Here is a 24,941-nt window from a genome sequence, read left to right as displayed (position 1 = left end):
TTGCTCAGTGTAGCGTGAAAATTTGCTAACATACAGCCTAAAGCGCCTGCACTGGGCAGAGATTTTGTAATATTTTAGTATTCATAAATTCTAAGTGAAATTCACAGTTGCCTAATTACAAATATTTTTTGCACTGAGATAGTTAGATAGGCGCATTATTTTATTCATATTGCTATTAAAGCATTGCTTGTAAGTTGTCTCAAACTTTATTGACCATAGGATATTTTATGACCATCGGCGACCATCCCAATAAAATTAAAATCAGAAACCAAGGCAAAAAAGGGCTGGTATGGATTGATTTAGAAATGACCGGACTTGATACTCTAAATGATGAGATTATCGAGATAGCGACTGTTATCACCGATGAAGATTTGAATGTCCTTGCTGAAGGACCTGTCTTTGCGATTAAAGTATCAGATCAAAAGTTAAACGGTATGGATGACTGGAATACCAAGCAGCATGGTCAATCAGGATTGGTTGACCGTGTACGCCGTAGTACGGTGACATTGGCTGAGGCGGAAGCTGAAACCATTAAATTTTTGAATAAATGGGTCGATAGTGGTAAGTCGCCAATGTGTGGCAATTCAATCTGCCAAGATCGCCGCTTTATGGCGCGTCAAATGCCTGAGCTAGAGCGGTTTTTTCATTATCGAAACCTTGATGTGTCTTCTATTAAAGAGCTTTGCTTCCGCTGGCGTCCTGATGTCCTCAAGAATTTTGAGAAAGGCGGCAGTCATTTAGCGTTAGATGATATTCGTGACTCAATTCGTGAGCTTAAGCACTATCGTCAGCATTTCTTTAAACTGATACCTTAAAGCAGATACCTTAAAATCGGCACCTTAGAAAAAAAGGTATCAAGAAAGCCTTCAGATGAATCAAGCGCTACGATTGGGCTAATTTGTTTGAAGGCTTTTTTGTATTAAATAATCCAAATTATAATTTAGAGGTGTTATTTGAGTCATGATTAATAAGGCTGTCTTAGTTTTTAACGCAGCTCATCAGTACGTTTGATACTGTCAGGGCTCGCTTCATAAATGGCATTGAGCTCTGCTTCCGTCAGGTGTTTTTCAACGGCTGGATATAACTCACGCTCTTCAAAACGAATAAGGTCGTATAAAAGCGTGCCTAATGCTTGAACTTGCGCAGCGGTTACCTCTTTATTGATAAATTTATGTGAACGCTCAGTTTCATCCATTAGTTTATATAGCTGTCTATGTCGAACATCTAAAGTATTAAGTACTGAGGCAACCTCAGTATGAGAGGCACGGTAAGGCTCTAAAACATGAGCGATTAAGGTATCCTCAATCTTAAAGTGAGCTTGCATATTTTTAATATAAGCCATGAGATAATGCCAATGCTTGGCAATCTCAGCAGGCTCATCAGTACATTCTTTAGCATGGCGAGACAGGTTAAGTCCAAGGTGATGTTGGCGAGATAAAGACTGTAATTGATTAGCACGTTTCATAATAAAAACCCGTAATGATTCAATAAATTATACTTCACGTATACGCCCCGCACTCACTAACGAGGAACCTTTTGGAATATAACTGCTTTTTGTTCTATTTTCTGTGCAGCCCATGCAACGCCAATACCATGATTACCTACTGTTGCAGTGGCAAATACCAAAGGTTTACCAAGCTTAGAGTCGACAGTTGCTAAATCAATATCAACTATATCTATATCAAGGTATTTTGCTAATAAACATCCTAAAGCATAGGAGCCACCTAGAGCTTTATAGACATTAAGTCCAAAACGCTTTGATTCATCTTTTACTAAAATTGATTTAACGTCGAGTGTAGTTGCCAGCAGTGGTAACGAGACCAAAAGTGTTGGCTGCTACCCATCAATTTGACAATGAAATGCGCGAGCTGGCTTAGCAATTTTTGCAGTGAGCCACGGGAGGACGGAAGGTTTAAAAGGCGGGGATTATATATAATAGAGATTTAGGTAAATAATAAACACAAAAAAACCTCAAATATAAATACTTGAGGTTGAAACTTTTGTATTAAAACTAAGTTTTAAATATGGCGCAGCGGACGGGACTCGAACCCGCGACCCCCGGCGTGACAGGCCGGTATTCTAACCAACTGAACTACCGCTGCTTAGGTCGTACTTAGTTTATTTAACCACTTAGCTTACTATTTTAGAGTAACGCTATACTAAATAGTGGTGGGTGATGACGGATTCGAACCGCCGACATTCTGCGTGTAAGGCAGACGCTCTACCAACTGAGCTAATCACCCTTCGAACAATTGCTAAGCAATTTATTCAACATCAACCGAGCTCTAAGTTTGTCACTAAGCTCTGCTGCTGTGGGTGTGTATTATATAGATTTACACATGGCTGTCAAACACTATTTTACATTTTTTAAAAAATGATTATTAAAAAGGCTTTTAAGAGTATGGCTAGATGATGTAACAGCCTATATGACAACTACCTAGTCAACGAATAGTTACCTATTGCGCGGCGGATAAAAGCTACTATACTTGATTGGTCGTATTTGATTATATTGTGCTATTACCAGTTGGAGGCGAAAACAATAGAAGCTTTATCTACTACTGAGCAGCAAGTGGCAGCATGGTCTTGGACAGACTTTGCTGGGCTAGGTCTGATATTTCATATTATTCTTATGATTGTGATGACGTTGCGCATTGTCTCGGTACAGCGCAATATTGGGGTGGCAATTGCATGGATAGCGGTTTTGTTTACTTTGCCCGTATTTGGCTTGATTGCCTATGTGCTGGTGGGTGAGCCGATGATAGGTAGACGTTATCGCCAGCGAATGGATCAAGCGCGGCTACTGATGAATGAGATGGCACAACGGGAACGCTTGGTGTTTGATGAAGGGCAAGAGGTATTGCCGACTCATTACCGTGGGGTCAGTCATATCGGTACGCGCTGGACAGGGTTTGGGGTATTCTCAAACCATGAGATGCAACTGTTGACGCACGCCAATATTATTTTTAAACGTTTGATTGATGACATCAATGCCGCTCAGCGCAGTATCTTGATGGAGTTTTATATTATTTATCCTAAGGGGCAGGTGCTTGATGTTATAGAATCGTTAATGGCAGCCGCTCAACGCGGAGTTGAGTGTCATATTCTGATTGATAGTGTGGGGAGTTTTAGTTTTTTTAACAGTAAGGCCCATCGAAAATTAGAAAAAGCAGGCGTTTTTGTCCATCAGTCATTGCCAGTAGGGTTGTTTAAAACGTTATTTAAGCGTTCAGATTTGCGTAATCATCGTAAAATCGTGGTTATTGATGGTTATATCGGTTATATCGGTAGCTTCAATTTGGTTGATCCTAAGTTTTTTAAGCAGAATAAAGACGTCGGTGAATGGATTGATGTGGCGATACGTAGTGTCAGCGAGAATGATATCAGTATTGCGACTGCAATGGCAAAAGTGGTGGTGACCGATATCGGGGCGGAAAACAGTGACAATCTAGATGCGCTGCATCAACGAGTCAACAGCTACACACGTAAGCTGTATGTGCGCAATCCGACGATTAATGACATCAATAGTCGCATCAAAGTATTGGATGATGGGCTAGAAAATGTAGAAAACCCCTGTACTGGTGCGATGTCGACAGTGATTCCGCAGATGCCAGTGGTAAAAGGCGTGGTCGCGCAGCTGATTCCTTCAGCGCCACAAGTGACCGCTCACGTTATTTATAATACCTTAGTAACCGTTTTACATCGTGCTAATCACTGTATTTGTATCACAACGCCGTACTTTGTACCGGATGAAGCTTTGTCAGGCGCGCTAGTGACGGCAGCCAAGCGCGGGGTCAAAGTTACGCTGATTATCCCTGAAAAGGTTGATTCATTCTTAGTTCAGCACGCCTCGCAAGCGTATTACCAAGAGTTGTTAGAAGCGGGCGTTAGCATTGCTCTGTTTAAGGGTGGTCTGCTGCATGCCAAAACAGTAGTTATAGATGACGATTATTGTATATTTGGTACCGTCAATATCGATATGCGCAGCTTTTATCTGAACATGGAAGTCAGTTTGGCGATTTATACGCCTGAAATGGTCGCGCAAGTTGCCGCTTGTCAAGATTCGTATTTACAAAGCTGTCGTTTTTTAACCTTGGATGAGTGGCAACGGCGCCATAAAGCTGAACGATTGTTTGATAATGTGATACGCTTATTTAGTCCATTATTGTAGCACTACATATTTTAAGTTAAGGTAAGCACTATATTTTGCATAACTGCTTGTAGTTCATTGCCGCTATGATTAATTTACTTTTTTAAAGGATACGCGTTTCTTATGTCTGCATCGCCCTTAACGCCCCTTGATTATATTGCAACAGGTTATTGGCAAGATTTTTTGGCAAGGCGTGCTGTCGCAGGCGGTATCGCTTACGAAGTGGATTTGCATCACTGTGGTTTGGATGAATCGCTGGCAAGCTTGCAGCGCATAGATACGCTACTGTCTCAGATACGCCGCGATATGGTCAAAACAAGCATTTGGGATGAAGCAACGTTATTAAAAGATGAGCGCTATCGTAACTTTTTGGTGTTTTTGGCGTTTTATGCAGGACGAGTATTAGCGCAGCAATGGCAACAATCGCCACGTTGGTTTGGTCAGTTTGAGCTAGATGCCCGCTATCCTGAGTTAGTACTGACGACCGATGATTTTTATCAGCATATGGCAATGTTTTATGGCGCTGATACTGATGTTAATACCAAAGATAGCAGTGATAAAGGTAATATGCCGCTTTTCTTTGCTTTAGAACCGATAGGGATGCGTTTATTTGGTCATATCGACCGCGCGTTTAAATCGGCGCAAGGTGATAAAGTCGCTAGTGGCTTATACCAAGCGGTGAGCGCCAGATTACCAAAAGCTGTAAATCATCAGCCTCATTTGGTTGATAGGACCGTAGCAGATAAACCAAACACTCAAACAACAAATGAAAAGGCATTTATTGAGAAAGTAAGCCCTGAAAATAGTAGCACATCCCTTTATTCGAATAGTAAGTCGTCCATAGACATGGCGACAACTCAACTTTCAGATGACAAAATGGGTAATGTATCTTCTATATCAGCTACTACAATTACATCAGTGCCCTTAGCAGAATATATAGAAATAACAAACGCAACGGTAGCACCTATAGTAGAACCAGTAAAAACCACGGCAGTCGCAAAAAAACTACCCACGCCAGAGATTTTTAGCCAACTATTAACAGAGCTACATGAGATAGAAGTAACACAGACCACGGGCGAAACTGAATATGAGAAGGCGTGCAAGGTTTTAGATCAGTTTGAACGTCATATTGCAAAGCAAGAAAAACCCCGTAAGCAAGTCGTCTTTTCAGAGGCGCATCTGCAAGCAAAGCAGCAGGCTTTGTTGGGATTAGAAGACGCTGCAAATGCAGGAAACAGTGCTGCGATGTTGCACTTAGCGATGTATGAGCTGCTCGGCGAAGGTCTGATAGCAAACGAAGGCGCTGATAAAGTCGCTGGTATAGAGGCTGGGGTTGAATGGGTGCAACAAGCGGCAAGTAAAAATGACAGCCGCGCTCAGCGCTTACTGAGTAAAATGTATTATCAAGGCGTAGGGGTTACGCAAGACCTTAAGGTTGGTAAATATTGGCTCGAGCAAGCGGCAGAAAATGGGCACATCGAAGCGGCAAGCTTAGTCGATCAGTGGCAACAAGCACAAACGTTAATCAACACCCAAAAGCAAGAGCAGCATAGTCTTAAACGCTATCAGCTATTGTTTGCAGTGATTATTGTGATTGCCTTACTCATTATTATTTTGGTATAAAAAACGATGACCAACATCCTTGAATTTAAAAACGTATTGTTTGGCAATAAATTCAGGTAGAATTGGTGCGTTTTTTGCGCGCGACTCCTATTATCTGCTCCATTAATTATCTAGGCTTTTGCATGCCATCTTCTGACACCTCAAAAAATCTTTCCATTCAGGCACAGCCTCTGCAAAGCCAAGCGGTATATAAGCCGCCTGTGTATTATCAAGTCGGCATAAGCTTATTAAAGCCGTTATATCGCCTGCAAGTATGGCGCCGCTCGCATGCGCGTGATAATTATCAGCAAGAAGTTGAACAGCGTTTTGGTAAGCGTTATCCTGCGCCTCCTATAGCCACAGAAACGTATCTGCCAGCTGCGGATTTAAACAGCAGCATCAATGTTAATAAGCGAAATAAAACCATCTGGTGCCACGCGGTCTCTTTGGGAGAAACCAATACCGTTGCGCCATTATTGGATGCACTATTGTCTCGTGGTTATCGGATATGGCTGACCAATACTACCCAGACAGGTTTTGCGCGCGGTGCCAGTCGATTTGCAGAAGACATTGCGCAAGGTCGATTGAGTCAAAGTTATGTGCCAGTTGATAGTCCGGCGGTGATTGAGCGCTTTTTGATTCATGTACAACCTCTTGCTGCCTTATTTGTAGAAACAGAGCTATGGGCAAACATCTTAACCAAATTATCTGAGCATCATATGCCAAGTATCTTGGTGAATGGGCGACTGTCAGCATCCTCTTTTAAAAGCTATCAAAAAATTGGCGCAGTCAGCACCAGCATGATGAAAAATTTGAGTTTAATCATTGCGCAGGATAATGACTCTGCCAAACGCTTTCGACAATTGGGTGCGCATAGCGCCCAAATCCGTGTGGCAGGCTCGCTAAAGTGGGTCATTAATACGCCTAAATTGTCTAATGTGTCTGAGCCAGATGATGATAAGGCGATTGATGTCGATATCGTAAATAGCGAGCAGCCAGAGTTAGCAGAAAAAACGAGTGTGACGGCGAGTGATTTGGGCGTGGTCAATCGCCCAATTTGGTTGGCAGCAAGCACTCATGGTGGTGAAGAGAATACGGTACTGTCATGGCAGCAGCAATTACTGTCAAACCCTGCATTGGCAAAAGCGCTACTTATTATCGTTCCGCGCCATCCAGAGCGTTTTGATGAAGTGGCAGCGCTCATTCAAAATTCAGGCTTGACCATGGCACGGCGCAGTGCAGCAGAAGCTATTGATATAAACACTCAAGTCTATCTGGCGGATAGCATGGGTGAGTTAATGAATTGGTATGCTCTTGCCGATGTGGCATTGGTTGGCGGCTCATTGGTCAATGTTGGTGGGCATAATCCAGTTGAGCCGGCAAGTGTGGCGACACCGGTTTTAATGGGTGTCCATACTCAATCTTGTCAAAGTGTCGTGGATAAACTGGCGAGCGTAGGGGCGTTATATCAGCCAAACAACCCTTTTTATCAGGCTATTGATCATACTAATAATCATGATGAACAAGCAAACGAAAACCAAAAATTTGCCGATGATGAGACACTGATTTATCAACAACTAAAATATTGGCTGATTCATTTAATGTTGGCTAAGCAAGCAGGACAAGCAGGCGCGCGGATGACCGATCAGCAGCAAGCCGTATTGAGTCGTCAATTATCGATGATAGAAAAAGTCATCGAGCAGCATGCTCTTCAAAACGTTAGCCAAGATTCAAATTAAGAGCCACTATGAACTGTATGTTATTACCAGCTGCAAGCTTCTCTAATAAATCTGCACATATCAATGCAGTGGCACAAATTGAGCATGTTAACCAAGTTCTGGGAGCGAAAGTAGGCGATACCCTAAAAATTGGACAGCTAGAAGGTAATCTTGGCACTGCTGTCATTGCTGATATGACGCCTGAGCGTATTGATTTATGTGAGGTAAGTTTGGTCACAGCACCGCCGCCTAAGCTTGATCTCACGGTAGTGTTGGCATTGCCACGCCCAAAAGTATTGCGCCGGCTGATTATGGATATGACCGCGCTTGGCGTCCACGATATCATCTTGATTAACAGCTATCGTACGCAAAAAAGCTACTGGCAAAGCCCGATGCTGAGTCGCCTTGATGAGTTCGTATTAGAAGGGCTGCAACAAGGCGTTGATACCGTCGCGCCGCGTATCAGTTTGCAAAAACGTTTTAAGCCCTTTGTTGAAGATGAGTTGGCAAACTTAATCACCAATCGAGCTATTGTCGCTCACCCTTATGCTGAATTATCGTTTTCAGAGTATGTGCAACAACAGTTAGAAAGCTCTGAATCACCTCAGAAATCGATACTACCAAGCATGGTTTTTATCGGTGCAGAAGGCGGCTGGATTGATTATGAAGTTGAGCTGCTTGCAAGGCAAGGCTGCCAAGCGGTACATATCGGTGCGCGAATATTGCGCACCGAAGCGGCAGTCAATGCTATTCTGGGGCAATGGTTATTGTAAGATAATAACTGATATAAGTCTTAGTTGGAAATGCGGCAAGATTCATTACAACGGCATCAAAACCCCATTAAAAAACCCCTATACACAGCATTAATTGTCAATTATTTAACTAAATAATCGGGCTAAATAAATGTATTGATAATTAATATCATTTCCATTAGTATATGCTTTCCAGACATTAGGGTCTTTTTAATCCTATCAATCCATGATTTTTAATGTCTTTTTATCCTACCTATCTGCCGCGCTATTATGGGGAAAACCATGTCATTGAATGTAATCAGTGCAAATTTATCTTCTGCTAAACTTACTTTACCGGTTGCCGTATTTGGCATGATGTTGGCGCTTGCTGGCTGTAGTAAATCATCGACGCCAGAAGAAAGTGTTGATGCCGAAACGCCAGCACCAAGCACTGAGCAAGAAGTAGCAAAAGACAACGCGGCGAGTGCTGATGGGCAGACAGTGACTATCTATTCATCACGTAATGAGCAGCTAATCAAGCCATTGTTAGATCGTTATACTGAACAGACGGGTGTGAAGGTTGAGCTGGTTACAGACAAAGATGGTCCACTGATGGCGCGTCTGCAAGCTGAAGGTCAGAATACCCCAGCCGATATGCTTTTGACAGTTGACGCAGGTAACTTATGGCAAGCGGCTGAGCAAGGTTTACTGCAACCTGTTGCTTCTAGCGTTTTGGAAGCAAATGTACCGGCTAAGTATCGTGATCCAGAAGGTCGCTGGACAGGTTTGTCATTGCGCGCCCGTACGATTTTTTATGACCCAAGTAAAGTAAGCGCTGATCAATTATCTACTTATGCAGATTTGGCGGATCCAAAGTGGAAAGGCAAATTATGTCTACGCACCTCGAAAAAGGTTTATAACCAGTCATTGGTTGCGAGCATGATGGAGCATTTAGGTGCTGAAAAAACAGAAGCGGTCATCCGCGGTTGGGTTGCTAACTTAGCTACTGATGTTTTCAGTGATGATACCAATCTACTAGAAGCTATCGCTGCTGGTCAGTGTGAAGTGGGTATTGCCAATAGCTACTACTATGGTCGCCTGCTTGATGAAAAGCCTGATTTCCCAGTAAAAATATTTTGGGCAAACCAAGGTACGACAGGCACGCACGTTAATATCTCAGGTGCTGGCGTAGTAACGGGTTCAGACAATGCAGATGGCGCATTGAAACTGATGGAATGGTTGTCTTCTGATGACGCACAAGGTCTTTATGCTAGCGCTGATAAAGAATTCCCAGTCAAAGTTGGGATTGATGAGTCAGAGATGCTTAGATCTTGGGGTCAGTTCAAACCAGATGACATCAATGTACAGAAATTTGGTGCATTACAAACCCAAGCTATTCAAATGATGGACAAAGCAGGCTATAAATAAAAGTCTGCCAGTCATTTAATGGGGTTATGATGCGTATGACACGGTAACAACTTATGATAACAATGCCAGAATCGTCTGCAAGTCAGAACAATACTGTCAATGAAAGTAATGAGACAGGCAATACGAGTAAATCTATTCGCCAAGACCATGCTACCCGTAAACGTGTCATCTCGAAATCAGTCTTAGGACTGATTTCGTTGTTTATGCTAGTACCGATTTTAATCGTGTTATTGTCATGGATACAGCCCGTCGCTGATATTTGGGGGCATATGCGTGAGTACGTATTGCCGCAAGTCCTCAAAAATACGGCTATTTTATTATTAATGGTCACAGTAATTTCTGGCACGATTGGCACGGCATTGGCATGGCTTACGAGTATGTACCGCTTCCCTGGACAGCGGTTTTTTTCGTGGGCGCTGATGTTGCCGCTTGCTATGCCAGCTTATGTCTTAGCATTTGTCACAGTTGGTATCGTTGATTTTAGTGGACCATTACAAACCGCATTAAGAGATTTTGGGGTTACGACTGCCATTCCGTCGGTACGTAACGTCTGGGGTGCAGGGCTGATCTTGTCATTGGCTTTTTATCCTTATGTTTATTTGCTGGCGCGCCAAGCCTTTTTATCTCAAGGTAGGCGAGCTATTGAAGCTGGGCAGATGCTTGGCTTAAGTCGTGGTCGAGTGTTTTTTCGGTTGGCATTACCGCAAGCATTACCTTGGGTCATCGGTGGTTTGCTACTGGCAAGTATGGAGACGCTAGCAGACTTTGGCGCGGTGTCAGTATTCAATGTTGATACCTTTACTACTGCCATTTATAAAGCTTGGTTTGGGTTTTTTAGCTTGACGACAGCGGCACAGTTGGCAGCACTATTAATTGGTGTGGTCTTCATCGTTGTCTTGTTTGAACAATATTGGCAAGCAAAACGCGGTAATATTATTACCCAAGGTAGTAGCCAACGTTTTGAAGTCAGTAAACCAGCTAAGCTTGCTATGACGCTGCTTTGTACGCTGGTATTCTTGATAGCATTTTTGATCCCGTTTGCACAGCTTATCTATTGGACAGCGGCAAATTTTCAGCAAGATTTTGATGCCCGCTATATTGATTTTGTCACCAACAGCCTCATGATTGCTAGTATTACCACTGCGTTTATTGCGGTCTTAGCGATTATGATTGCGTGGATTAAGCGTCAATATCCGGACAAATCTACCAAGCTTATGACTACTTTAGCCAATTTGGGCTATGTGGTGCCGGGTACGGTATTAGCGGTCGGGATCTTTATTCCGATTGCGTGGCTGGATAATCAGCTAATTGCTTATGGCATAACCTCCACGCAGTTTTTATCTGGGAGTGTGATCGTGATGCTGCTGGCTCTATCAACCCGTTTTATGACGGTCAGTTTTCAGCCGGTAGACCGTCAGCTTCAGCGCTTGACCGTCAATCAAGAAGCGGCTGCTAAATTGCTTAGCGATAGTCCTTTTCAGCGCTGGCGGCAAGTGATGTTGCCCGTATTGAGCCCAGGGGTATTAACGGGTTTGTTGATGGGTTTTGTCGAAGTAATGAAAGAGATGCCGATTACTTTGATGACGCGGCGTCAAGGTTGGGATACGCTAGCCGTTCGGGTATTTGAAATGACCAGTGAAGGCATGTGGGGTCGCGCTGCATTACCAAGTTTGTTGATTGTATTGGTCGGTCTTATTCCTGTTTGGATATTACTGCGTCAAAGCGATAAGCAGGGTTAAGGTGTTTTTTAATTAAAATATTGTGCTTAAATGATCAACGGATTCTAATTGGTGCTTCTCACGTTATTCACACTTTTAAAGTTTCATGTTTTTAACGTCTAATATTTTGAATGTTGTGACGCTGGATTTTCTTCACTAATAGCTTATTGGTACTGTCTATGTATACTGACTTGATGAACGATTCAATAAATCCAGCAGACTCTGATTCTGTAGAGCCTCAGAGTAAAGCACGACAAAGTAATGTGAAAAAGTCACCTATGACTATCATAACCAAAGCGCAAATGGCTCAAGCTGTAGCGGAAAGAGAGTTACAACAAGGTGTTGCTAACTTAGATAGTACCTTTATTCAGAATCATGAAACCGCTGCCACTCAGCCATATTTTAGTGTACAGGACTTGGTGGTTGGCTATGACGACACCATAGTGGTCAATGGTTTGTCACTGAACCTACAGCAAGGTGAAATTGGTTGTTTTTTAGGTTATAGCGGCTGTGGTAAGACCACGGCATTAAGAGCGATTGCCGGATTAGAAGAGAGTCGTAACGGCAAAATCACGCTTAACAATCAGCGACTCACAGAGCAAGCAGCGCGTGTCTCATTTGCCGTTGCACCTGCCAAGCGCGGCATGGGGATGGTATTTCAAGACTATGCGCTATTTGGTCATTTAAGCGTGGCAAAAAATATCGGCTTTGGTCTCAATAAATGGTCGGCTGCCGACAAAAAAGCCCGTGTTGCTGAGATGCTAGCGCTGGTAGAATTGTCTGAACATGCCGATAAACGCCCAAGCGAGCTCTCAGGTGGACAGCAGCAGCGGGTGGCATTGGCTCGTGCATTGGCACCGAAGCCTAAGTTATTACTGCTCGATGAGCCGTTTTCGAACTTGGATGTAGTACTGCGTGAATCATTAGCTATGAATGTCCGCGATATTCTAAAGCGCACCAATACCACTGCGATTTTGGTCACTCATGATCAAAATGAAGCGTTTGCGCTCGCTGATAAAGTCGGCGTCATGCATAAAGGTAAGCTGGTACAGTGGGCAACCCCAAGTGAGCTATATCATGAGCCGGTCAGCCCATTCGTCGCTGAGTTCGTCGGTGAAGGCGCGATGATAGACGGCATCATCAAAGAAGGTCATGTCGAGACGGCGCTTGGTGATATTTATCGGCGGATGGAAGTCTATGATGCGTCCGGTCAGCCGCAGTATTGTGAATACGACTATCCGAATGGTACGCCGATTAAGGTATTGGTGCGTCCCGATGACATTATCCATGATGATGACAGTACGCAGACCGCCTTAGTGGTTGGTCGGGTATTTCGCGGTGCCAATTATCTCTATCGCTTGCAACTAGATGATGGTCAAACGGTATTGTCATTGGTCGCCAGTCATCATAATCATGAAGTCGGCACCCAAATCGGTATCTTGCCGATACTGGAGCATGTGGTGGTATTTGACGAAAAGGATATCAACGCTACCACGTGGTCAGAGTATGATAGGTCAGAGCGGTTTGAGGACATATGATAGCGTTTATTAAGTTGTCTTTACCGAAAGGATGCATGGTGTCGAAGTTTTAAAGCTTTTAAGAGACACGTGTCGCTAGAAGATGTAAGTAGCGCCCAAGCCACTTATAGGGATCCAGTTGCGAGTAGCGTAACTCCATACGTATGACCGCTTCAGGATCGTTATGCCCACCACGTTTTAGCGGCGAATAATCATGGAATACGCGCAGACCGCTGGCGATCAGAGTCTGATAATCATGCGCCTGTAGCCAAGCTTCAACCTCTTCCTTTGCAACCGGATGATTGGGCGTCAGGCTTTTTTTATTGTCGGCTTTATATTCAGTGTTATCTAATAAGTTGAAATTGCCCATTATCAAGTTACGATAATCAAAACTCGCTGGATTATAAAAGCACAGCGATAATGCTCCATTATCGGATAATTGCTGATCAAAAAAGTCCATTACCGCGGCAGGCTCTGCCAACCATTCAAGTAGCGCGTGACACATGATTAAATCAAATTTCTCCGTCTCATCAGCCAGCTTTTCTTCAAGCTCTTGATACGGGCATACATACCACGTAATATTCAATTTTTCATCGTTTGCACTACTTTGTGCAGCGCGCTCTTGCGCCTTCTCTAACATATTGGCCGAGATATCATTGATGACCAGTATGTGTCCTTGAGTCGCAAGCTCAATCGCAATTTGCGCCAGTCCTGCACCCACATCCAAAATACGTAAAGGTCGCCCAAGAGTGCTGCTCATCTGCGCGCAGTATTCAAAAAGATCACGGCGCAATACTGCTAATCGAATGTCTCCCTTTAAGCCACCATAGACCTTTTTCTCAAAATGATCGGCAATCGCATCAAAGCTGCGGTCAGTACGCACATCTTCTTTTAACGCTTGTACTGTCACATTTTCTGTAGAGTCTACCGCATCGCTATTATTAATATATTGAGGATTGGTTGGCATAAAGATTTGTCTATATCGGAGGATGTATGGTGGCGTATCGTACAATAAAGCAGGGCGCTAATCTAGCGTTGACGTCTTTTTAGGATTGTTTTTAAATTGCATTAACACCCAACTCTGATGACGCGCTATTTGAAAAAAGTGGGCGTTAAATGGTATTGCTAAATAACGGTCTTTATATATCAATGGCAAAATTAGCCAGTGATATCAATGCTGTTGGGAAAGGTTTTTGAATCATGGTAATTGATGCAAAAAGTAGCAATTACTGAACTGTTTTGCTTGATTTTAATAGCACCTAGAACCCCCTAAATCAACAAATTTGTGCTAAAATAGCTTCTTTTATTCAACATTAAAACTATCGCTAATTCTCTATAGATTTGAATGATTGCTAAGCCTTTTTTGATGGTCACTGGATTTATTATATAACGGCGCTTTGGTGCCGTTATTGTTGCCCATTATGGCTTAGATATGCCAATGCTAGAGAGTAGATGTGAGTGAGGGAGTGTATATGAGCGAATCGGTCAGTCCTATTGCCATTGTGGACGAATTAAAGCAGTCCTATTTGGATTATGCGATGAGCGTGATCGTCTCGCGCGCGCTGCCTGATGTGCGTGATGGGTTCAAACCAGTACACCGCCGTGTGATGTATGCGATGCATGTATTGTCTAATGACTATAACAAAGCCTACAAGAAATCTGCACGTGTGGTCGGCGATGTCATTGGTAAGTATCACCCACATGGCGATAGTGCCGTCTATGATGCCATCGTACGTATGGCACAGGATTTTAGCTTGCGTTACCCGATGGTTGATGGTCAAGGTAACTTTGGCTCGATTGATGATGATCCTCCGGCAGCGATGCGTTATACCGAAGTGCGTATGACCAAGTTGACCCACCAAATGCTTGCTGACTTGGATAAAGATACTGTTGATTGGGAAGACAACTACGATGGCTCTGAGCGTATGCCAAGTGTGTTGCCTGCGCGTATTCCTAACTTATTGATTAACGGTGCTACCGGTATTGCGGTTGGTATGGCGACCAATATGGCGCCGCACAATCTGACGGAAGTGATTAACGCTTGCTTAGCTTATGCTGAAAATCCGCAAATATCTGCTGAAGAGCTGATGTCGCATATCTCAGGTCCTGATTTCCCAACGGGCGGTATTATCTATGGTCGTGCGGGTATTTTAGATGCTTATCGTACTGGTAAAGGTCGCTTGCATGTACGTGGTCGATATATTATTGAGCCGATGAGTGAGACGGGTGTCAACCGTGACCGTGAGCGTATTGTTTTCACCGAAGTGCCTTATCAAACCAATAAAGCCAAGCTGATTGAGCGTATTGCAGAACTTGTGCGTGACAAAAAAATCGAAGGTATTACTGAGATTCGTGATGAGTCTGATAAAGACGGCATGCGTATCGCTATTGATTTACGTCGTGGCGAAACAGCGGAAGTAATCGTTAACAACTTGTTCCTGCAAACGCCCCTTGAGTCTAGCTTTAGTATCAATATGGTGGCGCTCGATAATGGTCAGCCGAAATTATTGACTTTGCGTCAACTGATTGCGGCATTTGTCCGCCATCGTCAAGAAGTGGTGACGCGCCGTACCATTTTTGAGCTCAATAAAGCCCGTGTCCGTGGTCATTTGCTCGAAGGTTTGACCGTTGCACTTGCCAATATTGACGAGATTATTGCGACGATTAAAGCGTCTGCAAACCGCGGCTTGGCTCGTGAAAACTTACTGGGTAATACCTGGGGTTCAGGTAGTGTTGTAGCGATGCTAACCGCTGCAGGCAGCCAGTCAGTACGCCCTGACTTTATCGAAGGCGAAGACCCAAAAGCGCCGTTTGGTCTGATTAATAATCAAGAAAGCTATCGCTTATCACTTGAGCAGGTCAATGCCATTTTAGACATGCAGCTGCATCGCCTAACGGGTCTTGAGCAAGACAAGCTGACTGAAGAATACCAAGACTTACTGCGTGAAATCGCCCATTTAGAATCTATCCTTGGCGATTTTGATAAGCTAATGACCATTATCTCTAATGAGATGATTGAGATTCGTGATAATTTTGGTGATGAGCGTCGCACCGATATTATTGATTCACGTATGGACTTTAACCGTGAAGACTTGATCCCAGAGCAAACGGTTGTGATGACGGTATCACGTACTGGTTATGCGAAAACGCAGCCCATTGACGATTATGTCGCGCAAAAACGTGGCGGTAAAGGCAAATCAGCGACGGCGATGAAAGAGGACGATGTGATTGATCACTTAGTTGTGACTTCAACGCATGCAACCGTACTGTGCTTTACTGATACAGGTCGCGTCTTTAGTTTACGTGGTTTTGAAGTACCAATCGCCAGCCGCGGTGCCCGTGGACGTCCATTAGTGAATTTGATTGGCTTAAATGCTGATGAAACGGTCACAACGATATTGCCTATTCCAAAAATCGTAGAAGAGTTATCGGTCAAAGGCGAAACATCAGCAGATGCTCTAGTAGATAATGATGATGATCTATTAGACGACAGCACGCAAGCAGAGCCGCCTTTTGTATTCTTTGCAACGGCGAATGGTACGGTGAAGCGCGTAGAGCTGAAACAGTTTGCCAATATTCGCTCGAACGGTTTGATTGCGGTTGGCTTAGAAGAAGGCGATAAATTGGTGAGCGCTCGTATCACCAATGGTGGCCAAGAAGTCATGCTATTTGCGTCAAGTGGTAAAGCGATTCGCTTTAATGAAAATGATGCTCGTGCGATGGGTCGTACGGCAAAAGGCGTCCGTGGTATGCGTCTGGCTACTGATGAGTTTATCAAATCATTGGTTGTTATCGAAGATGATGTCCGCGAGATTCTGATTGCTTGTGAAAATGGCTTTGGTAAACGTACCTTTATCGAGGAGTTCAACACCCAAAATCGTGGCGGTGGCGGTGTTATCGCTATTAAAACTAGCACGCGTAATGGTGCGCTGGTTCGTGCTACCAAGGTGGACTCTACAGACGATATTATTTTAATCTCAGACAAAGGTACTTTAGTGCGTACCCCAGTTGAGCATGTAGCAAGCTCTGGTCGTAATACCCAAGGTGTCACGCTGATTCGTTTATCAAAAGATGAAAAGCTGGTCGCTATGGCGCGTGTTGAGCACGAAGAGGGTAACAATGAGCTGATTGATGCAATGAGAGAAGATGGAACGTTTGAAGTAAAAGGTCAAGAACAGATGAATGTTGATGCGGCGAATAGTGATGCTACAGAGACAGACTTTGATGATACTAGTCATACAGAAACTGACACTGACGAATAACGCTTTTATTAGTTAGCTTTTTGGTCTATTCTTTTATTACCTTTTATAAAAAAAGCCTCTAACGTTATCGTTGGAGGCTTTGTTTTTTTTCTGTTTTTTAAGGCTGTTGTTATGCTTACGACCAATCAGACCGTTCAGGGAACTTTGGCTTCAGTATCATCAAGTTTTTTGTTTTCTTTGATGTTTCTATTCGGGCTATTTATGCTGCCATTAACGGGTACGCAGGTGGCTTCGTGGCGCGTATTGATGATGCTCCTGAGCCTAGTGCTATTGGTCAGCCTTACAAAACAGTGGCAGCATGTATTTGATTATTTCAAAACACTAAAGACGCCAAAAGAGTGGATTATTTTTGTACTGCCAACCCCAATTTTAGGTGGGCAGATTTGGCTGTTTATGTGGGGACCGGTCAATGGCTTTGGTCTTGATGTGACCTTGGGCTATTTTTTATTGCCGTTGGTCATGATTGTGATTGGGCGTTTTTTCTATCATGAACATATGAGTGCTTTGCAATGGTTAGCAGCGATATGTGCTGCGCTCGGTATCGGCTATGATATATTGCAATATGGCAGTATATCTTGGGTAACCGCATTTGCATGCTTGGGTTATCCGCCTTATTATTTGCTACGTCGTAAGCTTGCTGTGCCGCCTATTACAGGTCTGTTATCAGATTTGACGTTACTGACGCCAGTGGTGCTGATTATGCTTTATAGCAGCGGCGGCTTTAGTGTGGCGGCGCAAAACCCCAAATTTTGGTACATATTGCCGCTGCTAGGCGCTTTTAGTGCGCTTGCCATGTCATTGACTATGGTTGCTAGTAGTAAGCTGCCAGTGTCGCTATTTGGCGCGCTCAGCTACATAGAGCCTATGCTGCTATTTGTATTATCTATTACTGTGTTAAATCAAAGTCTGGATGAAGGGGGCTCGTTATTCATGTATGGCATGATTACACTGGCATTGTTTATTATGATTGCTGATAGTATGAAAGGCTTTCTTATCCGACGCCGTGACAATCATTTGCATGGTTACCGAGAGCCGCAAGTTGGGAGTTTCCCACCGCGTCGCCGTTTTATCGACCATCGTATAGAAGGGGTATTAAAGGCGCACCGTTTTCGTAAAATCAGGAAATACCAACAGCGAATAGATAAAATCACGCGTAAAATCCAAGCGTTAGATTCAAAGTAGTTATTGATGTAATGATAAGTAGTGTGGCCCGATAAAAGTGGTTTGATAAGTCAAGCTACATAGTAAAGCTATAATAAAAACAGTAAGTGAGTTATTATCAAGCATTATTATTAACTTAAATCGGGTTGTTTGATTTATCAAACTCCTTTATTTAAACAGAATATTGAAGAATTAACTTATAAAATCTGCTATTGAATACTAAAAACTTATTATAAGGATGGTTTATGCTACACCTTCATCACTTGGCAAACTCACGCTCATTTCGTATCTTATGGCTATTAGAAGAGCTGAATGCCGACTACCAACTGACCTGCTACCAGCGTAACAAAGCGTACCGTGCCCCTGACAGCTTAAAGCAAATACACCCGCTCGGTCATGCACCGATGCTAGAGGTCGATGGTCGTGTGCTGATTGAGTCAGGCTTTATCATCGAGTATCTATTAAAGCACTATGATAAAGAAAAGCAGTTTAAGCCTGCTGATGACAATGAAGCGGCGTGGGAGGCCTATACGTTTTGGTTACACTTTGCCGAAGCATCAGTGATGCCGCCGTTGGTCATGCGTTTGGTATTTACTAAAGTGGTTGAGCAGTCGCCGATGCTGATCAAACCTGTGAGTAAAAGCATTAAAAAGCAAGTCGAAAAAAGCATGATAAGCAAAAGCTTGACTGCCATACTCGATATGATGGAGCAGCATTTACAAGACAACCATTGGTTTGCCGGAGCAGAATTTAGCGCTGCTGATATTCAGATGCATCTGGCTGTGGTCGGTGCCAATGCAGGCGCAGGTTTAGACAGTAGTAAATATACCAATATCTTAACTTGGCTTAAGCGTTGTGAAGAACGTGATGCCTTTAAACGTGCAGAAGAAAAGGGCGGTCGTCTACGGTTTTAAGTGCGACGCTTATTATTAATTATTGATTTAATATAACAATAAAGGGCTTTGTTTATTTATAGACAAACCCTTTTTTTAGGATGAAAAATGACAGATTTGAATAAGTCGAATAATACCGACCATATCAACAGTGCTAATGAACAACCACTTAATGAAGTTGATAATAATGTGAACAGTCAGCAAGTTTCTATTAAAGCATGGTCGCAAAAACTGTTGGTAGTGATTCTATGCATTGCCAGCTTCTATGGTGGCTGGAAGTCGTATGAATCCAATATGGTCAATGAATGTACGGCAAATGGTGGACAGATGATTGAAGGCAAAAAAACCATGATATGTCAGTTGTCATAACAGCTCGTAATGATAACCAGCAGAGATAAGCGATGCTAAAACTCACTTTTTTGGGTACCTCAGCAGGCATGCCAACCAAGCAACGTAATGTAACGGCGCTTGCCATCGAGTGCCTCAATCCTTATAGCTCAGGGACAAATCAACAGCAAAACAAGAAATCACGGCCGTGGCTATTGATTGATTGCGGTGAAGGTACGCAGCATCAGCTCTTACATACCAAGTTATCTTTACATCAGTTACAAGCGATTTGCATTACTCATGTGCATGGCGACCATTGCTATGGGTTGCCGGGGTTGTTAGCGAGTGCGGCAATGTCAGGACGTACTGCGACGCTGATACTGCTTGCATCAAAAGCGATTGCCACACTGCTTGATGCTCTTATTTTGACTACCGAATTGCACTTTCCATTTGCTATTAACTTTATGGCGATAGAAGATTTGCTATCTGAGCAAGATAGTAAAAATAAAGCTCAGGTAACTATCAGCTTTGACAATCAACATCAGCTTGAGATTGATATCACGCCGTTATCGCATCGCGTTCCCTCTTATGGCTTTGGTATCAACCAGACGATCAGTCGTCGCAATCTTGATAAGAACAAGCTCATAGCAGATAATATTCCAGCCAGCGCGCTGTGGGGCAGACTGCAACAGGGCGAAGATGTTATGACCGAAGACGGTCGCAAGCTTCGTTCAACAGATTATGTCGATAATGAGAGTCAGCGTACAAGGGTAGTGGCGGCTGGAGATAACGATACGCCAGAGTGTCTTAACAACGCTATAGCCGATGCGGATTTACTCGTTCATGAAGCTACATATACTCATGAGGTATTAAATAAGATTCAGGCAAAAAATCCAAATTTTGATCCAATGCATAGTAGCGCGCAGTTATTGGGTCGATTTGCCCAAGACAATGGGCTTAAGAACTTAATCCTCACCCATTTTAGCGCCCGTTATCAGAGCTTTGACAATCCAAATAGCGGCACGCCAAATATGGCGCATATTCGATTGGATACCGAAAGTGTTTACCAAGGTAATCTATGGCTGGCAGCAGATTTTGACCAATATCTGGTGAATGGAAAAGCGGAAGAGGTGAGTGATGATATAGGCAGTCGCGTACAGTATTTAGGCTCTGCACGCGACCATAAAAATACATGATATGAGTTTTTAAGACTGACTGTCTTCAGCTGCCAATTGGGTCTGACCTATCCAGTAACGACTGAACTGATACGCCACTCGACCAGAGCGTCCACCGCGTTCTGATGCCCAGCGTAATGCGGCTGATCTGATATGGGTGGGTAACTCATCAATGCTATCTGCACCTTTATTTGCTGCATCAACGTACATGTCATCATGACTAGTTTTAGCATCGACTTTTTGTTGAATAGATAAATAATGATGCACAATGTATAAATACGTGTTTTGATCCATTGGATGAAAGGACAGCCATAAACCAAAACGGTCAGATAAAGACACCGTCTCATCAATGGTTTCATAAGGATTAACCTCATCGGTTTGACCATTATAAATATTAACATTGTCTTTCATGAGCTGCGGTAGTAGATGGCGGCGGTTACTGGTTGCATAAACCAATAATTTGTCTTGCTCTGAATCCAGCGAGCCGTCTAACACACTTTTTAAGGTGCGGTAGCTTTCATCTTGACCATTAAATGCCAAGTCATCACAGTACACCACATAGCGACATTTGCAGTCAGCTGGTAAGGCTTTAATCGCTGCCCGTATTTTATCAAGCATCCGTAAGTCGTCTCGGGCAATTTCAATAATGCGCAGACCTTCATTATGATAGGCTTGAAGCAATGCTCGAATCAGCGATGATTTACCAGCGCCGCGTGTCCCTGTCATCAAGACGTGATTGGCAGGATAGCCTTTGAGGAATTGACGCGTGTTCTGTACCAGTTTTGATTTTTGCGTGTCGATACCATGTAAGTCATCTAAACTTAAAAACAAATTAACCGCCAGCGGCTCTAAATGTCCAGTCTGCCCACCGACCCAGCGATAAGCCAACTGCGCAGGATCAATCTCAATGGTTGGCGTGACCTGCTCTTGCAGATACTGACTGAGCAGATCTAATAAATGGTCTGGCAGAGCATAATTCATAACGGGCTTAGTAGATTGGGGCATAATACTCAGTCGCTTATAAAAATTAAAATGACGTTTGGCTTAATAGATATATAAAGGCATCACTTTACCATGAAAAATAGTGCCAGTATTCCTCGTGTATTACAAACAGGTGCAAAACAAGCGTTACGAACACAAGCGCAGCAAATCCTGCCAGCATTAACGGCATTCTTTTTCAGCCTAAATTATAGCGAGATCTCGCATCAACGACTCAGTCAGAAAAATCATGGTAGTGACCTTGATTATCAGGGCTTGACGCACGCCCAACACTCGCAGTTTGGGAATGTGATGATTAAATGGCAGTTATATGCTAATGCTCATCAAGACCTGTCTGATTTAATCTATGAAGCTGACGTCCTAACATCTATAAACAACTTATCAAATAATCAAAACAATCTTCAAAATAGCTTTTCCGCTATCGTACCACCACTATTGTTTTATGAAAATATTACTTCGAAAATATTAGCACAGTTGCAACAGCTGACTATCCTGGTCATGCCTTACTATCCAAATGGCAGCTTGGCAAATCAGCTGAGCGCTCAAAAGCATTTATTATTAACACAGGCACAAAAAAATCAATTTATCCTACAATCTGCCAATCTTATTTACCATTTACATAATATCGGCTGGCTACATAATGATATTAAGCCCAGTAATATTTTGCTAGAAGGTTTTTTACCAAATAATGCGGATAATAGCCGTATCACCTTTGATTTATTATTGACGGATTTTGCTTTAGCGCGCACTCTTTATCAGCCCAGTGTAGCAAATACTGCTGGCACGCCTGCCTATCTTGCTCCTGAGCGTTGGCAAGGGTATGGCTCAACGGTTCAAAGCGATATATACGCTTTTGGGATTATGTTGTATGAGATATTAGTCGGCGAGCGACCATTTGCCGTTGATGCTCGAAGTAGTAATCCAATGATTGATTGGGCGACACAACATTGCCAACACTCTGTGCCGACCTTGCCATTAGAGTATAGTCGCTATCAGGACGTTGTTGATAAGGTATTGGCGAAGCAGATAGAGAAAAGGTATCAGAGTATGGGTGAGGTGCTTTTAGATTTAGAAAGTATTGAAAAGTAAATAAGCCCAACAACTAAGGTTGAAAGGATAAATCTAGTAAATCCCAGACACAAAAAAACCTGCTAAAAGCAGGCTTTAATATTTGGTCTAAGATGTACTATCCGAAAATGGTGGGGCTGGAGAGACTCGAACTCTCACACCTTGCGGCGCCAGAACCTAAATCTGGTGCGTCTACCAATTCCGCCACAGCCCCATTTTCGTTACCTTATCATCTTTGGTGTTGATATTCAAACCCCATCGAGATAAATAACTGATTCGGTAGTGCGTCTCAGTGGTTGGCTATTATATAGAGTTTGAATAGTTTGGCAAGCCCTATTTGCACTTATTTTTAATTATTTAGCCATTTTTTTTGCTGAATATCATAAATAATTGATATTACTGATTTTTTAATTCATATTTTTTATCACTTTATTCACACTAATATTACTCTTGATATGATGAGAGGTTCAGCTGCTGTAATTTACGTGTCAGCGTATTGCGTCCCCAGCCAAGTAAGTTGGCAGCAGCTATCTTTTTGCCGCCGCTATGATGGAGCGCTGCGGTTAGCAAGACCCGTTCAAACTCAGGTGTTGCTGTCTGTAAAATATCGGTTGCGCCAGCTTGTAGTGACTGCTTCGCCCAAATACCTAAAGCTTGTTGCCAGCTTTGGGTACCAAAAGTATCCTGACTTTGTAGATGATTATTTTCAATAGCGTCTTGTGAGGATACATGCTGCTGTTGATTGTCTAGAGTAGAGGAGATGTTTTCGAGCAACTCTGGAGGCAAGTCATCGATCATAACGGTGTCGCCGGTCGCCATTACTGTCAGCCAGAGACAGACATTCTCAAGTTGGCGGACATTACCGCGCCATTCAAAAGACTGCATCATTTGCATTGCTGACGGATGTAGCTGTTTTGGTGCCGTATTCATCTGCTCAGCAGCGCGCTGCATAAAATAAGTGGTTAATGCTGGTACGTCCTCGCGGCGAGTCCGTAAGGGCGGCAATGGCAGGCGAATGACATTCAGGCGATAAAATAGATCCTCACGGAATTTGCCTTGTTTGACCAATTCTTCCAAGTTCTGATGGGTAGCGGCAATAATGCGTACATCTACTTTGACGGGCTGCTGACCACCCACGCGAAAAAACTCACCATTTGCCAGCACTCGTAGCAGCCGCGTTTGGGTACTAAAAGGCATGTCTCCGATTTCATCTAAAAATAACGTGCCGCCATCTGCTTGCTCAAAGCGACCTTGGCGTGAAGTTGTGGCGCCAGTGAATGCGCCTTTTTCATGACCAAACAATTCAGACTCAATCAAATCATGGGGAATTGCTGCCATATTTAGTGCAATAAAGGTTTTATTGTGTCGCGGTGAGTGCTGATGTAAGGCGCTAGCGACCAACTCTTTACCTGTACCTGATTCACCAGTGATTAAAACGGTAATCGGTGAGTGCGCAAGTCTACCAATGGCACGAAATACCGTTTGCATGGCTTGTGATTGACCGATGATGCCGCTTGGGTTGTTATTAGTTTGGGGTTTGGGTTTTTCATGAGTTTTACTTTCAGCAGCTTTAGGGGTTTTTCTAGCTGATTTGGCTGCATTTGGTTTGTTCACAGGCTGTTCTTTGGTATCGGTACTTACATTCGTATTAGACTCGATTGAATGGTTTGATATGACTAGATTCGGCTGATAATTAATGGCTTTATAAATCGTTGCGACCGCATCATCTAAATCAAACGGCTTGGGCAGATATTCAAATGCACCAGTCTGATAGCTGCTAATGGCAGAAGTAAGGTCTGAATGCGCTGTCATAATGACAATCGGAAGTTTAGGAAAGTGCTTGTGTACCCAGTCACTAAAGGATAGACCATCCATCATCGGCATACGAATATCGGTCAATATCACATCGGGTAACAAGGCGGTTGACTCTGACGATTTTAGAATATCATTGAGGCGTGTCCATGCTGCTTGTGCTTGGGTAAAGCTGATAACCGTCAATCCAGCGTCTTCAAAAGTATCTGCAAGTACCATACGCAGCGCCGCATCATCATCGATGAGCCATAAAGTGGCAGGCTCATTATCAGGACTGTTATTGACCGTGACCATTGGCGTTCGCTCATTGCTTGTAAGAGATTGGGTGTCATTATACTGGGTCATGTATTTAGCCTAATAAGCAGTGAGAAGAATTGAGGTGA

General features: G+C 43.3%; 19 protein-coding genes and 3 tRNA genes. 14 read left to right on the top strand and 8 right to left on the bottom strand.

Features of this window, described 5'->3' with window-relative positions; translation table 11 throughout:
* Nucleotides 1–227 precede the first annotated feature (227 nt).
* Nucleotides 228–815 carry an oligoribonuclease gene (gene orn, locus FQ083_RS09140; RefSeq protein ID WP_149409623.1) on the top strand — a complete coding sequence of 196 codons (588 nt, stop codon included), beginning with the start codon at nucleotides 228–230 and terminating at the stop codon, nucleotides 813–815.
* 170 nt (nucleotides 816–985) lie between these two features.
* Here orn and FQ083_RS09135 read toward each other — a convergent pair whose 3' ends face one another.
* The 4 genes from FQ083_RS09135 to FQ083_RS09120 all read right to left on the bottom strand — a co-directional run bounded on the left by FQ083_RS09135 (nucleotide 986) and on the right by FQ083_RS09120 (nucleotide 2,243).
* Entirely contained in the window at nucleotides 986–1,465 is a 480-nt protein-coding gene (locus tag FQ083_RS09135) for a hemerythrin domain-containing protein (RefSeq protein ID WP_149409622.1), read from the bottom strand.
* Between the two features lie 56 nt (nucleotides 1,466–1,521).
* Complete coding sequence (locus FQ083_RS09130; protein ID WP_020443827.1) at nucleotides 1,522–1,824, bottom strand: pyridoxal-phosphate dependent enzyme; 303 nt, start codon at nucleotides 1,822–1,824, stop codon at nucleotides 1,522–1,524.
* A 201-nt stretch (nucleotides 1,825–2,025) separates the two neighbouring features.
* Nucleotides 2,026–2,102, bottom strand: a tRNA-Asp gene (locus FQ083_RS09125).
* A 65-nt stretch (nucleotides 2,103–2,167) separates the two neighbouring features.
* Nucleotides 2,168–2,243, bottom strand: a tRNA-Val gene (locus FQ083_RS09120).
* A 281-nt stretch (nucleotides 2,244–2,524) separates the two neighbouring features.
* Here FQ083_RS09120 and FQ083_RS09115 point away from each other — a divergent pair.
* The 7 genes from FQ083_RS09115 to FQ083_RS09085 all read left to right on the top strand — a co-directional run bounded on the left by FQ083_RS09115 (nucleotide 2,525) and on the right by FQ083_RS09085 (nucleotide 12,882).
* Nucleotides 2,525–4,168: a cardiolipin synthase gene (locus tag FQ083_RS09115; protein ID WP_149409675.1), complete on the top strand. Its 1,644-nt coding sequence runs from the start codon at nucleotides 2,525–2,527 to the stop codon at nucleotides 4,166–4,168.
* A gap of 102 nt (nucleotides 4,169–4,270) precedes the next feature.
* Complete coding sequence (locus FQ083_RS09110; RefSeq protein ID WP_149409621.1) at nucleotides 4,271–5,770, top strand: tetratricopeptide repeat protein; 1,500 nt, start codon at nucleotides 4,271–4,273, stop codon at nucleotides 5,768–5,770.
* A 122-nt stretch (nucleotides 5,771–5,892) separates the two neighbouring features.
* Entirely contained in the window at nucleotides 5,893–7,488 is a 1,596-nt protein-coding gene (locus FQ083_RS09105) for a 3-deoxy-D-manno-octulosonic acid transferase (RefSeq protein ID WP_149409620.1), read from the top strand.
* An 8-nt stretch (nucleotides 7,489–7,496) separates the two neighbouring features.
* The gene (locus FQ083_RS09100; RefSeq protein ID WP_149409619.1) at nucleotides 7,497–8,240 is read left to right on the top strand and encodes a 16S rRNA (uracil(1498)-N(3))-methyltransferase; all 744 of its coding nucleotides are present in this window, start codon (nucleotides 7,497–7,499) and stop codon (nucleotides 8,238–8,240) included.
* A 261-nt stretch (nucleotides 8,241–8,501) separates the two neighbouring features.
* Entirely contained in the window at nucleotides 8,502–9,626 is a 1,125-nt protein-coding gene (locus FQ083_RS09095; RefSeq protein ID WP_020443822.1) for a Fe(3+) ABC transporter substrate-binding protein, read from the top strand.
* Nucleotides 9,627–9,679: 53 nt separating this feature from the next.
* Nucleotides 9,680–11,365 (top strand): ABC transporter permease, encoded by a 1,686-nt coding sequence (locus tag FQ083_RS09090; protein WP_149409618.1) that lies wholly within the window; start codon nucleotides 9,680–9,682, stop codon nucleotides 11,363–11,365.
* A gap of 257 nt (nucleotides 11,366–11,622) precedes the next feature.
* Nucleotides 11,623–12,882 (top strand): ABC transporter ATP-binding protein, encoded by a 1,260-nt coding sequence (locus FQ083_RS09085; protein ID WP_410477362.1) that lies wholly within the window; start codon nucleotides 11,623–11,625, stop codon nucleotides 12,880–12,882.
* 58 nt (nucleotides 12,883–12,940) lie between these two features.
* Here the strand turns inward: FQ083_RS09085 and FQ083_RS09080 are convergent, their stop codons facing one another.
* Nucleotides 12,941–13,828, bottom strand: a complete 888-nt coding sequence (locus FQ083_RS09080) for a methyltransferase domain-containing protein (protein ID WP_149409616.1) — start codon at nucleotides 13,826–13,828, stop codon at nucleotides 12,941–12,943.
* A 505-nt stretch (nucleotides 13,829–14,333) separates the two neighbouring features.
* Here FQ083_RS09080 and gyrA point away from each other — a divergent pair.
* The 5 genes from gyrA (at nucleotide 14,334) to FQ083_RS09055 (ending at nucleotide 20,700) form a co-directional block, all read left to right on the top strand.
* Nucleotides 14,334–17,123 (top strand): DNA gyrase subunit A, encoded by a 2,790-nt coding sequence (gene gyrA, locus FQ083_RS09075; protein WP_149409615.1) that lies wholly within the window; start codon nucleotides 14,334–14,336, stop codon nucleotides 17,121–17,123.
* Between the two features lie 111 nt (nucleotides 17,124–17,234).
* Nucleotides 17,235–18,305 (top strand): EamA family transporter RarD, encoded by a 1,071-nt coding sequence (rarD, locus tag FQ083_RS09070; protein ID WP_149409614.1) that lies wholly within the window; start codon nucleotides 17,235–17,237, stop codon nucleotides 18,303–18,305.
* Between the two features lie 224 nt (nucleotides 18,306–18,529).
* Nucleotides 18,530–19,198 carry a glutathione S-transferase gene (locus FQ083_RS09065; protein ID WP_149409613.1) on the top strand — a complete coding sequence of 223 codons (669 nt, stop codon included), beginning with the start codon at nucleotides 18,530–18,532 and terminating at the stop codon, nucleotides 19,196–19,198.
* Nucleotides 19,199–19,285: 87 nt separating this feature from the next.
* On the top strand, nucleotides 19,286–19,546 hold the full coding sequence (locus tag FQ083_RS09060; RefSeq protein WP_149409612.1) for a hypothetical protein: 261 nt from the start codon (nucleotides 19,286–19,288) through the stop codon (nucleotides 19,544–19,546).
* Nucleotides 19,547–19,578: 32 nt separating this feature from the next.
* Nucleotides 19,579–20,700: a ribonuclease Z gene (locus FQ083_RS09055; protein ID WP_149409611.1), complete on the top strand. Its 1,122-nt coding sequence runs from the start codon at nucleotides 19,579–19,581 to the stop codon at nucleotides 20,698–20,700.
* Nucleotides 20,701–20,709: 9 nt separating this feature from the next.
* Here FQ083_RS09055 and FQ083_RS09050 read toward each other — a convergent pair whose 3' ends face one another.
* Nucleotides 20,710–21,684, bottom strand: coding sequence for an ATP-binding protein (locus FQ083_RS09050; protein WP_149409610.1), 975 nt, complete (start codon nucleotides 21,682–21,684; stop codon nucleotides 20,710–20,712).
* Between the two features lie 69 nt (nucleotides 21,685–21,753).
* Here FQ083_RS09050 and FQ083_RS09045 point away from each other — a divergent pair, with 69 nt between their 5' ends.
* On the top strand, nucleotides 21,754–22,767 hold the full coding sequence (locus FQ083_RS09045; protein ID WP_149409609.1) for a serine/threonine-protein kinase: 1,014 nt from the start codon (nucleotides 21,754–21,756) through the stop codon (nucleotides 22,765–22,767).
* A gap of 108 nt (nucleotides 22,768–22,875) precedes the next feature.
* Here FQ083_RS09045 and FQ083_RS09040 read toward each other — a convergent pair.
* Both FQ083_RS09040 and FQ083_RS09035 read right to left on the bottom strand, forming a co-directional pair.
* Nucleotides 22,876–22,960 (bottom strand) — tRNA-Leu (locus tag FQ083_RS09040).
* A gap of 230 nt (nucleotides 22,961–23,190) precedes the next feature.
* Nucleotides 23,191–24,903 carry a sigma 54-interacting transcriptional regulator gene (locus tag FQ083_RS09035; RefSeq protein ID WP_133104428.1) on the bottom strand — a complete coding sequence of 571 codons (1,713 nt, stop codon included), beginning with the start codon at nucleotides 24,901–24,903 and terminating at the stop codon, nucleotides 23,191–23,193.
* Between the last annotated feature and the right edge of the window lie 38 nt (nucleotides 24,904–24,941).

The organism is Psychrobacter sp. ANT_H59 (assembly GCF_008369225.1).
Lineage (GTDB): Bacteria > Pseudomonadota > Gammaproteobacteria > Pseudomonadales > Moraxellaceae > Psychrobacter > Psychrobacter cryohalolentis.
Note: the sequence above shows the minus strand (reverse complement) of the source record. Positions and strands in the feature narration are given on the sequence as shown.

Excerpts from the sequence above, each read along its gene's own strand:
- FQ083_RS09045 (WP_149409609.1), top strand. The coding sequence starts at position 21,754 with ATGAAAAATAGTGCCAGTATTCCTCGTGTATTACAAACAGGTGCAAAA.
- FQ083_RS09100 (WP_149409619.1), top strand. The coding sequence starts at position 7,497 with ATGAACTGTATGTTATTACCAGCTGCAAGCTTCTCTAATAAATCTGCA.
- FQ083_RS09055 (WP_149409611.1), top strand. The coding sequence starts at position 19,579 with ATGCTAAAACTCACTTTTTTGGGTACCTCAGCAGGCATGCCAACCAAG.
- gyrA (WP_149409615.1), top strand. The coding sequence starts at position 14,334 with ATGAGCGAATCGGTCAGTCCTATTGCCATTGTGGACGAATTAAAGCAG.
- FQ083_RS09085 (WP_410477362.1), top strand. The coding sequence starts at position 11,623 with ATGACTATCATAACCAAAGCGCAAATGGCTCAAGCTGTAGCGGAAAGA.
- FQ083_RS09035 (WP_133104428.1), bottom strand. The coding sequence starts at position 24,903 with ATGACCCAGTATAATGACACCCAATCTCTTACAAGCAATGAGCGAACG.
- FQ083_RS09050 (WP_149409610.1), bottom strand. The coding sequence starts at position 21,684 with ATGCCCCAATCTACTAAGCCCGTTATGAATTATGCTCTGCCAGACCAT.
- orn (WP_149409623.1), top strand. The coding sequence starts at position 228 with ATGACCATCGGCGACCATCCCAATAAAATTAAAATCAGAAACCAAGGC.
- FQ083_RS09095 (WP_020443822.1), top strand. The coding sequence starts at position 8,502 with ATGTCATTGAATGTAATCAGTGCAAATTTATCTTCTGCTAAACTTACT.
- rarD (WP_149409614.1), top strand. The coding sequence starts at position 17,235 with ATGCTTACGACCAATCAGACCGTTCAGGGAACTTTGGCTTCAGTATCA.
- FQ083_RS09060 (WP_149409612.1), top strand. The coding sequence starts at position 19,286 with ATGACAGATTTGAATAAGTCGAATAATACCGACCATATCAACAGTGCT.
- FQ083_RS09080 (WP_149409616.1), bottom strand. The coding sequence starts at position 13,828 with ATGCCAACCAATCCTCAATATATTAATAATAGCGATGCGGTAGACTCT.
- FQ083_RS09065 (WP_149409613.1), top strand. The coding sequence starts at position 18,530 with ATGCTACACCTTCATCACTTGGCAAACTCACGCTCATTTCGTATCTTA.
- FQ083_RS09090 (WP_149409618.1), top strand. The coding sequence starts at position 9,680 with ATGATAACAATGCCAGAATCGTCTGCAAGTCAGAACAATACTGTCAAT.
- FQ083_RS09110 (WP_149409621.1), top strand. The coding sequence starts at position 4,271 with ATGTCTGCATCGCCCTTAACGCCCCTTGATTATATTGCAACAGGTTAT.
- FQ083_RS09135 (WP_149409622.1), bottom strand. The coding sequence starts at position 1,465 with ATGAAACGTGCTAATCAATTACAGTCTTTATCTCGCCAACATCACCTT.
- FQ083_RS09105 (WP_149409620.1), top strand. The coding sequence starts at position 5,893 with ATGCCATCTTCTGACACCTCAAAAAATCTTTCCATTCAGGCACAGCCT.